The organism is Caulobacter sp. NIBR1757 (assembly GCF_027912495.1).
Lineage (GTDB): Bacteria > Pseudomonadota > Alphaproteobacteria > Caulobacterales > Caulobacteraceae > Caulobacter.
This window is the reverse complement of record NZ_CP115463.1, coordinates 4,436,503-4,450,219: the sequence shown is the minus strand read 5'-3', so window position 1 is coordinate 4,450,219 and position 13,717 is coordinate 4,436,503. Positions and strand designations below refer to the sequence as shown.

General features: G+C 68.1%; 11 protein-coding genes. 4 read left to right on the top strand and 7 right to left on the bottom strand.

The features are described from left to right. Positions 1-4 precede the first annotated feature (4 nt). Complete coding sequence (locus O5I81_RS21305; protein ID WP_271066872.1) at positions 5-1,183, bottom strand: DNA cytosine methyltransferase; 1,179 nt, start codon at positions 1,181-1,183, stop codon at positions 5-7. Positions 1,184-1,241: 58 nt separating this feature from the next. Here O5I81_RS21305 and O5I81_RS21300 point away from each other — a divergent pair, with 58 nt between their 5' ends. Beyond that, a complete protein-coding gene (locus O5I81_RS21300; RefSeq protein WP_271066871.1) occupies positions 1,242-1,730 on the top strand; it encodes a hypothetical protein in 489 nt (162 codons plus the stop codon). A gap of 12 nt (positions 1,731-1,742) precedes the next feature. Here the strand turns inward: O5I81_RS21300 and O5I81_RS21295 are convergent, their stop codons facing one another. From O5I81_RS21295 to O5I81_RS21280, 4 genes are all read right to left on the bottom strand, one after another. Next, positions 1,743-4,001: an FdhF/YdeP family oxidoreductase gene (locus O5I81_RS21295; RefSeq protein WP_271066870.1), complete on the bottom strand. Its 2,259-nt coding sequence runs from the start codon at positions 3,999-4,001 to the stop codon at positions 1,743-1,745. Next, positions 3,998-4,804 (bottom strand): formate dehydrogenase accessory sulfurtransferase FdhD, encoded by an 807-nt coding sequence (fdhD, locus tag O5I81_RS21290; RefSeq protein WP_271066869.1) that lies wholly within the window; start codon positions 4,802-4,804, stop codon positions 3,998-4,000. The genes O5I81_RS21295 and fdhD overlap by 4 nt, the downstream gene beginning before the upstream one ends. 217 nt (positions 4,805-5,021) lie before the next feature. After that, positions 5,022-6,161, bottom strand: coding sequence for a CoA transferase (locus tag O5I81_RS21285; RefSeq protein WP_271066868.1), 1,140 nt, complete (start codon positions 6,159-6,161; stop codon positions 5,022-5,024). Next, positions 6,158-6,616, bottom strand: a complete 459-nt coding sequence (locus tag O5I81_RS21280) for a TrmO family methyltransferase (protein ID WP_271066867.1) — start codon at positions 6,614-6,616, stop codon at positions 6,158-6,160. Before O5I81_RS21280 ends, O5I81_RS21285 begins: the two co-directional genes overlap by 4 nt. A gap of 95 nt (positions 6,617-6,711) precedes the next feature. Between O5I81_RS21280 and O5I81_RS21275 the strand changes: the two genes are divergently transcribed. Then, positions 6,712-7,197, top strand: coding sequence for a hypothetical protein (locus tag O5I81_RS21275; RefSeq protein WP_271066866.1), 486 nt, complete (start codon positions 6,712-6,714; stop codon positions 7,195-7,197). On the opposite strand, the gene O5I81_RS21270 is transcribed toward O5I81_RS21275, so the two are convergent. Together O5I81_RS21270 and O5I81_RS21265 are read right to left on the bottom strand one after the other, a co-directional pair. Then, entirely contained in the window at positions 7,194-7,508 is a 315-nt protein-coding gene (locus O5I81_RS21270; RefSeq protein ID WP_271066865.1) for a hypothetical protein, read from the bottom strand. The genes O5I81_RS21275 and O5I81_RS21270 overlap by 4 nt on opposite strands. 10 nt (positions 7,509-7,518) lie before the next feature. Continuing rightward, the gene (locus O5I81_RS21265; protein ID WP_271066864.1) at positions 7,519-8,706 is read right to left on the bottom strand and encodes an NAD(P)/FAD-dependent oxidoreductase; all 1,188 of its coding nucleotides are present in this window, start codon (positions 8,704-8,706) and stop codon (positions 7,519-7,521) included. A 157-nt stretch (positions 8,707-8,863) separates the two neighbouring features. On the opposite strand from O5I81_RS21265, the gene O5I81_RS21260 reads away from it, so the two are divergent. Both O5I81_RS21260 and O5I81_RS21255 read left to right on the top strand, forming a co-directional pair. Further along, the gene (locus tag O5I81_RS21260; RefSeq protein ID WP_271066863.1) at positions 8,864-11,209 is read left to right on the top strand and encodes a TonB-dependent siderophore receptor; all 2,346 of its coding nucleotides are present in this window, start codon (positions 8,864-8,866) and stop codon (positions 11,207-11,209) included. A gap of 167 nt (positions 11,210-11,376) precedes the next feature. Then, a complete protein-coding gene (locus O5I81_RS21255) occupies positions 11,377-13,698 on the top strand; it encodes an ATP-binding protein (protein WP_271066862.1) in 2,322 nt (773 codons plus the stop codon). Positions 13,699-13,717 lie beyond the last annotated feature (19 nt).

Genomic DNA, 13,717 nt, shown 5'->3' with positions numbered 1-13,717 from the left:
ATCTCTATTTCATCGAGAGAGCGCCAACTATTGTCGTTGTTTCCAGGCAATTTGAGTGCCTCTGAGCCAATGGAATCAGCAGGCTATCACTCAAGTATCGGACAACGGGAGTCGCGACCCCATCTCCCGCTATGGAAAGCGCCGCTGTTCTGCTGCGCGGCAGGAGATAGTCCGGTGGCAAGCCCATGAGATTGAATGCTTCTCGAGCTGTAAGGCCGCGAATTTTTACGGTCCCATTTTCCACGACAACTAAGAACTGCTGAGAGGAGCCACCCCTTGGAACCCTCAGGCAGCCGGCGAACCCACTGAAGTTCAGCTCCGCCCTTTGAACTTTCCTTCCCGCCTCCACCCGCATTCGCCGAAAGATCGTTCCCACGGTTCGGCTATCGCGCTCCAGGGCGACGTCCAACTTGGCCTTGTGTCTTGGGTGAAGGATCGAAAGGAGTCGGCCAGCGCGGCCTGGATCAAACCAAGAGACCTGATCGTCAGGCTCCAGGATAGAGGCAAGGCCAACATTGCGGCTGGGCGGATAGGGAAGCTTCCACCAAACCCATCGTCGTTTCGCCGCGTCGCTCAGACCTTCATATGCGAGCACCATCCGAGGACTGTGCAGCGGTGGTTTAGGCTCAATTAGGCTCAGCGTTTCTGGGGGGGTGCTCTTGCTTGCAATCACGAAAACCCGGGGCCGTGACTGGGGCAAGAAACGGCCGGCGTCAATTTCGACGGCGCCGAACCAATAGCCCTCCTCGAAGAGCGATTGGCAGAGCGCGGCAAAATCCTCGCCAGCATGAGAGGTCAGGAGTCCGACCACGTTCTCAACAACCACGATGGCGGGTGCGCGGTCCTCGGCATTCAGTTCTTGAACCAGGCGCCAAAAGCCGAAGAAGGCGCTGGACCGGCCTCCTGAAAGCCCGGCTCGGGTCCCCGCCAAGCTGAAGTCCTGACAGGGGGATGATGCCCAAGCGAGAACTGCTTGGCCGGGAAGGTCGCGGGCCTTCACTTTCCAAACGTCGCCTTGGTTGAAGTGCTCAGACGATTCCGGGAAGTTTGCCAGGTAGCTCGATGACTTAACTGGGTCGAAGTCGTTCGCGAACGAGCACGACCAGTGAGTTCCCAAGCCAAGGCGAGCCATCCCCCCGCCAGCAAAGAACTCGTAGAAGGAATAGGGGGCATTTCCGCTCATCGCGAATGAGTCTAGCGTTGTTCGCGAAGCCGGTAAGCCCCCAAGGAGACGACCGCCTATGCGTCCTTTTTGCATGGCCTTGCTGGCCGTCAGCATTCTGGCCTTGGCCGCCTGTTCCCCCGAGGCCCCCGGCGGCGGCGAGGCCGTGCCGCCGGCCGACGCGCCGCCCCCGGCCGCCCAGGCGCCGGGCGAGACCCAGCCGACAACTTCGGTCGATCCCGCCGCGCCCTTCCGGGCCGACTTCGCCCTGATCGGGACCGAGCCCTTCTGGCGCCTCGATGTGAAGGGGACGACCCTGGTCCTGACCCGCCCGGACGCGCCGGCCATCACCGCCACCGGCGCCGTCCTGGCCGCCAGCTCCGGCAAGGCGACCTGGACCGCCGAGAGCGCCACCCCGCCGGTCGTCGCCACCCTGACGTCCGGGACCTGCTCGGACGGCATGAGCGACCGGGTCTATCCCTACAAGGCCGAGGTCAAGATCGGCGACCTGGTGCTGACCGGCTGCGGCATCTCGGCCGAGGAACTGGCGAAAGCGCCGCCGCAGTAGCGGTCACCGAGGTCATCGCGCCTTGGTCATCCGCACCGGCATCGACTTGTAGGCCGGCGTCCCGCTCCGCCGGTCGCGTTCCGACAGCGCCAGCAAGGGATTGGCCTCCGGGTAGTAGGCCGCCAGGCAGCCCCTCGGCATGTCCTTCACCACGGCCGTGAAGCCCTTCAGCGTCCGCTCCACCCCGCCGTCGAAGGCGCAGGCGAGGTCGATTCGGTCGCCATCCGAAATCCCCCGCGCCGCCAGGTCGTCGGCATGGGCGAAGACCACGTCGCGGCGGCCCTTCACGCCCCGGTAGCGGTCGTTCAGGCCGTAGATGGTGGTGTTATACTGATCGTGACTGCGCAGGGTGGTCAGCAGCAGCACCTCCGGATCGCCTCGGGTCGGGTCATCGACAGCCGCGTCGTCGGCGACATAGGGCAGGAAGGCCGCCTTGCCGCTCGGCGTGGTCCACACCCGTTCGCTGGTCGGCACGGGCAGGCGAAAGCCGCCGGGGGTGCGGATGCGGTCGTTGTAGTTGCCGAACTGGTCCGGGAAGACCTGCTCGATCAGCTCGCGCACCCGGTCGTAGTCGGCCCCCAGGCTCAGCCAGTCGACGTGAGGGTCCTCGCCGAAGGTGGCCAGCGCCATTCGCGCCACGATCCACGGCTCCGAGCGCAGGTGCTCCGACGCCGGCTGCCGCATGCCGCGGCTGGCGTGGACCATCGACATGCTGTCCTCGACGGTCACCGACTGGCGCTCGCCGGACTGGACGTCGATCTCGGTGCGGCCCAGGCAGGGCAGCACCCAGGCCTGCTTGCCGGTCAGCAGATGGGTGCGGTTGAGCTTGGTGGCGATGTTGACCGTCAGGTCCAGTTTTTTGAGGGCCGGGTATGTCAGGGTCGGATCGGGCGCGGCGACGGCGAAGTTGCCGCCCAGCGCAATCATCGCCTTCACCGTCCCCTCGCGCATGGCCTCGATGGCCTCGGCGACGGTGTGGCCGTGGGCGGTGGGCTGGGCAAAGCCGAACACCCGCTGCATCGACGCCAGCAGGGCGGGCGAGGGCTTCTCGGTGATCCCGACGGTGCGGTCGCCCTGGACGTTGGAATGGCCGCGAAGGGGACAGATGCCCGCCCCTGGCCGGCCGATATGGCCGCCGAGCAGCAGCAGGTTGACCAGCTGCTGAACCAGGCTGGAGGCCGAGCGATGCTGGGTCAGGCCCATGCCGTAGCAGAGGATGATGGCCTTCGACCGCTGATAGATGTCGGCCGCCTCTTCCAGGTCGGCGCGGGCAAGGCCGGAGCGGGCCTCGATCCAGGCCCAGTCGGCGGCGGCGACATGGGCGGCCAGGGCCTCGAAGCCGGTGGTGTGCCGGGCGATGAAATCGTGGTCCAGCGCGTCCCGCTCGATCAGCAGCTTCATCAGCCCGGTCAGCACGGCGACATCGCCGCCCACCTTCAGCTGGTAGTAGCGGCTGGCGATGTCGGTGCCGGTCAGGGTCAGCATCTCGACCGGGTCCTGCGGTGAGGCGAACTTCTCCAGCGCCCGCTCGCGCATCGGGTTGAACACCAGAATGGCCGCGCCGCGCCGGGCGGCGTCGCGCAGGGTGGTCATCATCCGCGGGTGGTTGGTGCCGGGGTTGTGGCCGAAGCTGAGGATGCAGTCGGCGTGGTCGAAGTCCTCGAGACTGACCGACCCCTTGCCCAGCCCCAGCTGCTCGGCCAGGCCGACGCTGGTCGGCTCGTGGCACATGTTGGAGCAGTCGGGGAAGTTGTTGGTGCCGAACCGCCGACCGAAGGTCTGGAACAGGAAGGCCGCCTCGTTGGAGGCGCGGCCGGAGGCGTAGAACTCGCACTGGTTCGGATTCTCCAGGGCGCGAAGAGCGGCCCCGATAGCGGTCGTCGCCTCGTCCCAGGAAGCGCGCTGGAACCGGTCGGTTGCCGGATCGTAGCGCAGCGGCTCGGTCAGCCGGCCGAGGTTCTCCAGGTCATGGTCCGACCAGGTCCAGAGCTCGGCGACGGTATGGGCCCCGACCACCTCGGGCGTGGCCCGGTGGCTGGTGGTCTCCCAGGCGACGGCCTTGGCTCCGTTCTCGCAGAACTCGAAGGAGGAGGTGTGTTTCGGATCCGGCCAGGCGCAGCCGGGGCAGTCGAAGCCGTCCGGCTGGTTGGCGTCCAGCAGGGCCCGGCCGCCCTTGGCGACGGTATCCTGGTCGGTCAGCGCCCCGGCCACGGCCTTCAGGGCGTCCCAGCCGCCCGCAGGATGGGTGTAGTCCTTGATCCCCTTCGTCATGACGCGATCCGCTCCCCGCCGGAGAAGACCGTAAAGCCGTCGGCCCGGGCCAGGGCGATGAGGGTCAGGTTGCTCTCCTCGGCCTTGCGCAGGGCCAGCGCCGTCGGGGCCGAGATCGCCGCCAGGATCGGGAAGCCGGCGACGGCGGCCTTCTCGACCATCTCGTAGCTGCAGCGGCTGGTGACCAGGCACAGCGGGCCGGTCACGCCTGCACGGGCGGCGGCTCCGACCAGCTTGTCCAGCGCGTTGTGACGCCCGACGTCCTCGCGGACCAGAATCAGCGTGCCGTCCACGGTGGCCAGGGCCGCCGCATGGGCGGCGCGGGTCAGTCTGCCCAGCGCCTGCCGCCCCTCCAGCGACTCGAAGGCGGCGGCGATGGCGCGCCCCGGGATCGTCGGTCCGTCCGCCAGGGCCTCCAGCGGCCGTACGGCGGCGGCCAGCCGCTGCACCCCGCAAAGGCCGCAGGACGAGCGGCCTTCCATGGTCCGGGCCCGGGCCCGGGCCTTGCTCGCGCGGGCCCCGGCGGTCAGACGGACATCGACCTGCACCCCTTCGGCGACCACCTCGACGGAGACGCCGGCGATCTGGTCGAAGGTGGCGATGCGTTCGCTGAGGGTGAAGCCGACGGCCAGATCCTCGACGTCGGCCGGCGTCGCCATCAGCACCGCATGCGGCCGGCCGTCATAGAGGATGCCGACCGGGGCCTCGTCGGCGAGGGCGCGGTCGATGGCCTGGTCGGTCCCGGCGGCATGGAGACGCTGGCGGCCGGACCGGACCTCGGTGGTCGGGGGAAGCAGGGACATGATCGGAGGTTACGCCTGCAAGCCGCAGGCGCAAATTCAAACTCTCCCCCCGCGTCGCGGGGGGAGGACCGCTTTGGAGCGTGAGCGACAAAGCAGGAGGGGGGCTTCCCTGTCGCAGAAGGAACCTCCATCCGCCGGTGGGGCCCGCCTCCTGATTTCTCGCTTGAGGCTCGAAATCTGTCCTCCTCCCGCTTTGCGGGGGGAGAGTTTGGAAACGCTAACCCTCGCTCAGCAGTTCGTCCGTATGCTCGCCCAGCTTCGGCGAGCGCACCGCCGGCATGCGCTGCCCATCGATGCGGATCGGGGCGGCCAGCATGTGGAGGCCCTGTGGGCGGTCCGGATGCTTGATCACATCGCGCATGCCCACCTCGGCCACGAAGGGGTTGTCCAGCGCCTGGGCCACGTCATTGACCGGGCCGAACGGCACGCGGCCCCCCAGCAGGGCCATCCATTCGGCATTGGTGCGGGTCTGGAACAGGGCGTCAATCGCCTCGGTCAGCGCCGCGAGATTGACCCGCCGGTCGGCCAGGGTCGCGAACCTCGGGTCGGTGGCCAGGTCGCCGCGCTCCGCCAGGGCGCAGAGTTCCAGCCAGAATTTCTGGGTCATGCACATCAGCTGGCCATAGCCGTCCGCCGTCTTCACCCGCTGCACCGGGGCCAGGGACGGATGCGCCCCGTTCGGCAACCGCGTGGCCGGATGGTTCTCGTTCATCGCCCAGATGGCCGGATAGCTGAGCTGGTGCAGGGCCACGTCGAACAGGCTGACATCGACGTCGCAGCCCACTCCTGTCGTCTTCGCCGACAGCAGGGCGCTGACCACGGCGAAAGCGAAGGTCGAGCCCGACATGAAGTCGATGATCGACACCCCCATCCGCGCCGGCGGCCCATCGGGTTCACCGGTCAGGCTCATCAGGCCGCACTCGGCCTGCATCGGATAGTCGTAGCCCGGCCAGGCCTCGCGGCTGTTGCCTCGGCCATAGGCCGACAGGCTGCCGCAGACGATGGCCGGATTGATCCCCTTCAGAGCCTCATAGGTCAGGCCCAGCCTGGCCGGCTGGTCGCCGCGCAGGTTGTTGACCACCGCATCGGCCGAGGCCACGAGCCGCACGAAGGCCGCCCGGTCGGCCTTGATGTCCAGCCCGACGCTCTTCTTGTGGCGCGAGAAGGTCTGGAAGTACTGGCTGTCGTCCCCGCCCAGCAGATAGGGCCCGGTCGGCCGCGAGGCGTCGCCGCCCAGCTCGAGCGACTCGACCTTGATCACCTCCGCCCCCAGTTCGGCCATCAGCAGGGTGGCGTAGGGCCCGGCCCCGAAATGCTCCAGGGTCAAGACGCGAACGCCCTCCAGCGGTCGCCTCACCAGTAGGCCTCCATGATCTCGCGGGCCCAGTCCGGTTCCCGGACCTCGCCGCGCGGCAGGAAGCCGCTCAGCACCGGCTTGATGTCCAGCACCGGCGTGCCGTCGATGGCGTCCAGGCCCTCGACGATGACCTCGCGCCCCTCGACGGCGACGATGGAACAGACAGTGACGCCCAGCCGGTTGGGCCGGTTCTTGCCGCGCTGGGCGAAGATGCCGACCAGCGGCCAGTCGGGGTTGCCGCGCGGCCGGCGGGCCCCGCTGACGATCCTGTCGTCGGTCACCTGGTCGAAGACGAAGATGATCTCCGCATGGGAAAAGTCGGCCAGGCCGGCCAGGCTGTCTTCCGGCAGATGATCGGCCAGAACCAGCCGGGCGCGGCTGCCGCCCCAGTCGTCATCGACGGCTTCGGCCCGGCCGCCCCGGACCGTTGCGACGGGGGTGAGGGTGAAGGTCATGCGCGCGCCCCTTGGATTGACGGCGTTCGCTTAGACCCGCCGGCCCGTGTCGGCAATGCGACAGCCGGAACTTGCCGGCCCCGTGAGTGGTTTGCATGACCAGGAGAAACACCATGCGCCCGATGCTCTGCGCCTTCGCCGCCCTGACCCTCGCCGGGTCGCTGGCCGCCTGCGCCACCCCGACCACCTACGGACCCCAGGCCGATGCCCGGGCCGTCGGCTTCAGCGACTACCGGATCGAGACCGGCCGCTACCGCGTCAGCTTCCAGGGCGGCCCCGGCGCCCCGCCGGAACAGGTCAATGACTTTGCCCTGCGCCGCGCCGCCGAGGTGGTGGCCCGCGACGGCTATGACTGGTTCCGGGTGGTCGACCGTATGGGCGAGCGCACCGGCTCACGCGGCGGGGGCACGAGCATCGGAATCGGCGGCGGCACGGGCGGCTATCGTTCGGGCGTCGGCGTAGGGGTCGGCACGACCTTTGACCTCAGCGGCGGCCCGGCCTATCGCCAGACGCTCGAGGTGCTGGCCGGCAAGGGACCGAAGCCCGAAGGGGCGTACGACGCGCGGGAGATCGCGCGCTAGACGGCGCCGAACGCCAGCGCCAGCACGGTCACCCCGCTCGCGAGCGCCAGCAGGAATGAAATCTTAAGGCAGCGCGCCAGCAGGAGAGCAAGGCGGTCAGGCGTGTTGTCGGCGTTGCGCGTCAGTACATAGGCCGTCCCGCGCAGGCTGCTTCGGAGCCCCCGGCTGTAGGGAACAGGCCGGTCGAGGATGACGCCTCGTGCATGCAGCCGCTCCAACCGGGCATGCAGATAGGCGCCGAGTGGATAGGTCCCCATTCCGGCCAATAAGAACACCCCAACCGCGATTGCCTGCAGGGCGTCCGGGTCCATCAGGTCAATCTCATACAGCCTGCCCGGCGACAAACCCCGACGACCAGGCCCACTGGAAGTTATAGCCGCCCAGCCAGCCGGTGACATCGACCACCTCACCGATGAAATAGAGTCCGGGCACGCCGCGCGCCGCCATGGTCTTCTGGTCCAGCGCCCGGGTATCGACCCCGCCAAGCGTGACCTCGGCCGTGCGATAGCCTTCGGAGCCCACCGGCTTGGTGCGCCAGGCGTTGACCATCTCGGCCACGGCCTTCAGCGCCTTCTCCGGCTGGTCGGCCATGTTGCCGGGCACGCCGTGGTCGTGGGCGATCAGCACCGCCAGGGCCCGGGGCAGCTTCCAGCCCAGCACGGTGTGCAGGGCCGTCTTGGCATGCTCTCGCTTGGCGGTCTTCAGGAAGTCGAGCGCATCGAGACCCGGGGCGAAGTTGACGACGATCTCTTCGCCCTCGCGCCAGTAGGATGAGACCTGCAGCACGGCCGGGCCCGACAGGCCGCGGTGGGTGAAGAGAATGTCCTCCTCGAACCGTCCTTTGCCGCCCTGCACTACCGCCTGCGGCACCGCCACCCCGATCAGCGGCTTGAGCTGTTCCAGCACCTGCACCGCATAGGTCAGCGGCACCAGGGCCGGGCGGGTGTCCAGGACATTGACGTCGAACTGTCGCGCGATCTCGTAGCCGAAGCCGCTGGCCCCCATCTTCGGGATCGACTTGCCGCCACAGGCGACGACCAGGCTCTCACAGGCGATGCGCGCTCCGCCGATGGCGACCTCGAAGCCGGTGTCGGTCTGCTCGATGCGGTCCACCTCGGTGCTCAGGCGAAGCACGGCCCCGGCCGCCTTCATCTCACTGAGCAGCATGGCGATGATCTCTTTGGCCGAGTCGTCGCAGAACAGCTGGCCGAGCGTCTTCTCATGCCAGGCGATGCCGTGGCGATCGACCCGGGCGATGAAGTCACGCGGGGTGTAGCGGCTGAGCACCGACTTGCAGAAGTGCGGGTTGGCCGACAGGTAGCGGTCGGCCTTGTCGCCTTCCAGGTTGGTGAAGTTGCAGCGGCCGCCGCCGCTGATGCGGATTTTCTCGCCGGCCGTCGCGGCATGGTCGAGGACCAGCACGGACCGCCCACGCTTTCCCGCCTCGATCGCACACATCATCCCGGCCGCGCCGGCGCCGAACACGACGACATCGAAGGTCTGTTTCATGGCGCGCTTCGACCCCTTCGCGCCCGATGAGTCAAACGAAAGCTCTTTTGCGAACGATTCTCATTGCAAGCTGGAAATGGTGCGACTAATAACGCCTCGCAATCGCGTGCGACAGGGCGTCGCGGGCGACGGGTTTCAAGTCTGGGGATAGACACATATGAGTTCGAAACTGTCGGTGGGCGTCAGCGCCCGCGCCAAGCGCGCCCTGGGCGTCGCCGCCGTCGCCGGACTGGCCGGCCTGGGCATGGCCGGGGCCGCCTTCGCCGCCGACGAGGCGCCGATCGCGACGGTCAGCGCCGAGGCCGGCGATGCGTCCGAAGTGTCCGGGGTCGATATCAAGGGCGCCAAGGACAAGCCGTCCTCGTCCAAGCTGACCGCCGCTCCGCTCGACACGCCCCAGACCATCACCGTGGTCTCCGAGCGCACCCTGCGCGACCAGAACCTGCTGACCCTGCGCGACGTGCTGCAGACTGTGCCCGGCATCACCTTCGGGGCCGGCGAGGGCGGCGGCGGTTATGGCGACAGCATCAACCTGCGCGGCTACAGCGCCAACAACGACATCACCACCGACGGCCTGCGCGACTCGGCCCAGTACAGCCGCACCGACACCTTCAACCTGCAACAGATCGAGGTCGTGAACGGCTCGAACGGGGTCTACAACGGCTCGGGCGGCGTCGGCGGCAGCATCAACCTGGTCAGCAAGAGCCCGTTCGCCGCCGACCGCACCACGGTGGCGGCGGGCGTCGGGACCGACAGCTACCTGCGCGGCACGATCGACAGCAACATCCTGATCGGCGACGACGTGGCCCTGCGCCTCAACGCCATGGTCCACCGGAACGACGTCCCCGGCCGGGATGTCGAGACCTACGAGCGCTGGGGCATCGCCCCCTCGGTCACCTTCGGCCTGGGCGGCAAGACCCAGTTCACCGTCGCCCTGTTCCACCAGGAAGACGAGAACACCCCGCGCTACGGCGTGCCCTACGCCTCCAACGCCTTCCTCAACGGCCCGCTGCCGGGCGTCAAACCGTCGAATTATTACGGCTACCGAAACATCGACACCCAGGAGATCGGCGTCGACAGCGTCACCCTGAAGCTGCGCCACGAGTTCAGCGACAACCTGACCCTGACCAACACCGGCCGCTGGCTGAAGGTCACCCAACTGACCATCGTCGATCCGCCGCAGGGGACCTGGTGCCTGGCCAGCGGCTTCAACGCCCAGACCGGCGCCGCCTGCGCCATCCCCGGCCAGTATGTGGTCGGCGGCCCGCGCGGCAACCTGCGCGACACCGAGAACGTCCAGCTGGCCAACCAGACCGACCTGAACTGGAAGTTCGAGACCGGCGCAGTGAAGCACAACCTGGTCGTCGGCGTCGCCTTCTCCAACGAGACCTACGATTTCGTCGGCGGCAACGTGCTGCGCAACCCCTTGGGCGCGACGCCGAATCCGACCCACCCGAACATGGACATCGCCAACCCGAACAACGTCTGGTCGGGCCCGGTCAACTTCATCAAGACCGCGGTCAATGACGGCGAGCTGAGCAACCAGGCGGTCTACGCCTTCGACAACATCGAGTTTTCCCCGATGTTCTCGATCAACGCCGGCATCCGCTGGGAAAACAATGAGGGCGAGTTCACCTCGGCCACCATCGCCACCCCCTATCCGGCCCCGCCGGCCAGCCCGGTGGTGACCACCGCCCCGACCGCCCGCAACGAAGAGACGCTGGTCTCCTACCGCATCGGCGGTGTCTTCAAGCCGATGGAGAACGCCTCCATCTACCTCGCCTACGGCAACGTCAGCACGCCCTCGCAGGCGAGCGTCAACGGCGGCTGCGCCCTGACCGGCACGGCCCAGAACTGCCAGCTGGACCCCGAAGAGGGCGAGGTCATCGAGCTGGGGACCAAGTGGGACCTGATGGACGGCCGCCTGTCCCTGACCGGCGCCCTGTTCCAGAACACCCGCGACAAGATCCGCCTGGCCTCCAACGACCCGGCCATCCCGGTGCAGCAGCAGGACGGCAAGAGCCGGGTGCGGGGCGTCACCCTGGGCGCCAGCGGCCAGATCCTGCCCAGCTGGACGGTGATCGCCAACTACACATACCTGGACAGCGAAATTCTGCAGAACGTCGCCGGCACCGCCCTGCCGCCGAACAACATCGACTACACCAAGGGCGACCCCATCCCGCTGACGCCCAGGCACGCCTTCAATGTCTGGACGACCTGGCAGATCAACGAGCAGTGGATGGCCGGCATCGGCGCCAACTACGCCGGCCAGTACGCCTTCGCCCGGGCCAGCGCCACCGCGCCGCTGATCGAGTCCGACGACTACTGGCTGCTCAACGCCTCGGTGACCTGGACCATCAACGACAAGGTCGGGCTGCAGCTCAACGTCAAGAACCTGACCGACGAGGAATACTACACCAACATCCGCTCCAACTCCGGCTTCGGCTGGGCCATTCCGGGCGACGCCCGGTCGGCCACGCTGACCACCACGGTCCGGTTCTGATCGCCTCGATCCTCCTCCAGGCGGACACCCCCCGAACCGGACCCAAGGCCCCGTCCGTCACCTCATGACGGGCGGGGCCGTCTGCTTCGGCGCGACCTGAGACTCAGGGATTTCCCCTATTCCGGGCAAAACCCGGCATTCATGCTGCTCGCCTAACGTTGGTTGTCATGAGTGCGTCCCAGAAAAATCGAACCCCCCTGCCGGAAGCGGATGTCGCGCGCTGGTTCTTCGAGAACAGCAGAGACCTGTTCTGCGTCGCCACCCTCGATGGTGTCCTGCTGCATGTGAACGCCGCCTGGACAGCCGCGACCGGCTGGCTGCCGGAGGAACTCATCGGCCAGCGGCCGCTGGAACTCATCCATCCCGATGATCGATCCGGCTTTATCCGCAGCGGCGTCGAACTGAGCCGGACCGGCGAGAGCGCAACCATCGGCCGCATCCGCACCAAGGACGGGCGCTGGCTTTGCTTTGACGGTCGAAACCGGCTGTGCGGCGACGGCAAGATGATCTCGACGATGCGCGATGTCACCGCCGAAAAGGCCCGCGAGGAAGAGCTCGCGGCGGCCCGACGCGACCACACCCTGTTGTCGGAAGTCGCCGGCATCGCCTGCTGGACCTACGAGCCGGACACCGACGCCCTGGTCTGGGCGGACGACGTAGCGCCCCTGTTCGGCTGGCAGGCCGAGGACCTCGGTACGGCGGCGGCGCTCAATGACAAACTCGATCCGCTCGAGCGCGATCGGGTCGCCGGCGCCCTGGCGCACGCCATGCAAACCGGCGAGGGCCTGACCATCGAGCATCGCCTGCGCCGGGTCGATGGTGGCTGGATGACCATGCGGGCGACCGTCACCACCGAGCCGCGCGGCGACCGATTCGCCCTCAAGGGCATCTGCTGCAATGTGACCGAACTGGCCGAGGCCCGGGATCTGGCCCTGAGCGGCGAGCGGCGGGTGACCGCCCTGGCCGAGGAACTGACCGCCAATTCGATCCGGTTGAAGATGGCGCTCGAGGCCGCCCAGGCGGGCGCCTTCGAGGTCGATCACGTGGCCCAGACCTTCTGGGCGTCGGAGCAGTTCCACGACCTCGTCGAATGCCGGATGACCTATGAGGAAATCCGGGCGCCGTTCTGGCCCTTCGTGCACCCCGCCGACCGCGACACCGTCGCGGCGGTCACCGCCCAGTGGGCGAGCGGAGACACTTCCCAGGACGTGGAGTTCCGCATCGTCCTGGAGGGCCGTCCGGAACGCTGGGCGCGGGTCTACTACACCCTCGACATGGAGACCCTGCGCGGCGTCGGCCTGGTCATCGACATCGACGACCGGAAACGTCAGGAACTGGCCCTGGTCGAGGCCAAGCGCGCCGCCCTGGCCGCGGCCGACGCCAAGTCCAGGTTCCTTGCCAACATGAGCCACGAGCTGCGCACGCCGATGAATGGCGTGATCGGCGTCCTGCACCTGCTCGAGCGCGAAGCCCTCAGCGAGGAGGGACGCCGGATGCTGACCGAAGCCCTCGATTGCGGCCGGATGCTGACCGCCCTGATAGACGACGTCGTCGACTTCTCCCGCATCGAGGCGGGAAAACTCGACCTCGCCCATGAGCCGGTGGACATCGGCAGCCTGGCGCGGGGCGTGGTCCACATGCTGGCTCCGCAGGCGCGGGAGAAGGACATCGCCCTGCGGCTCGCCGGCGACGAGACGATCGGTTGGGCGATCGGCGACGGGATCCGGCTGCGCCAGGCCCTGTACAACCTGGTCGGCAACGCGGTGAAGTTCACCCTGCAGGGCCATGTCACGGTCCGCTGCCGCCGCGACGGCGACAGGCTGACCTTCGAGATCGAAGACACCGGCGTCGGCATTCCGCTCGAGGCCCAGGCCGGCCTGTTCCAGCGCTTCCACCAGGCCGACGCCTCGACAACCCGGCAGTTCGGCGGCTCCGGCCTTGGCCTGACGATCACCCGGCGGGTCGCCGAGCTGATGGGCGGCGAGGTCAGCTTCAAGTCCGCGCCGCGCCTGGGCTCCACCTTCCTGCTGGCGGTCAACGCCCCCGCAACGGCGCCCCTGGACCTCGTCCCGGCGCCGGTGGGCGAGGTGCTGGACGGCCTGCGCGTACTGGTGGTCGAGGACAACGCCACCAACCGGATGATCGCGGTCAAGCTGCTGGAAACCCTCGGGGCCCAGGTCGGGGTCGCCTGCGATGGCCTGGACGGGGTCGAGGCGGCCGTGGCCGGCTGCTACGACCTGATCCTGATGGACATCCAGATGCCCGGCATCGACGGCATGGAGGCGACCCGCCGCATCCGCGCCTCCGGCGCGCCGGCCGCCCAGGCGCCGATCCTCGCCCTGACCGCCAACGTCATGTCGGATCAGAGACAGGCCTATCTCGCGGCCGGTATGGATGGGGTGGCCTCCAAGCCCCTGTCGCCCGCCGCCCTGCTGGCCGAGATCGTCCGCCTGTCTTCCGACGCAGCCCCGCGGAGCGCGGCCGCCTGAGGCGCTTTCGCATCAAGCG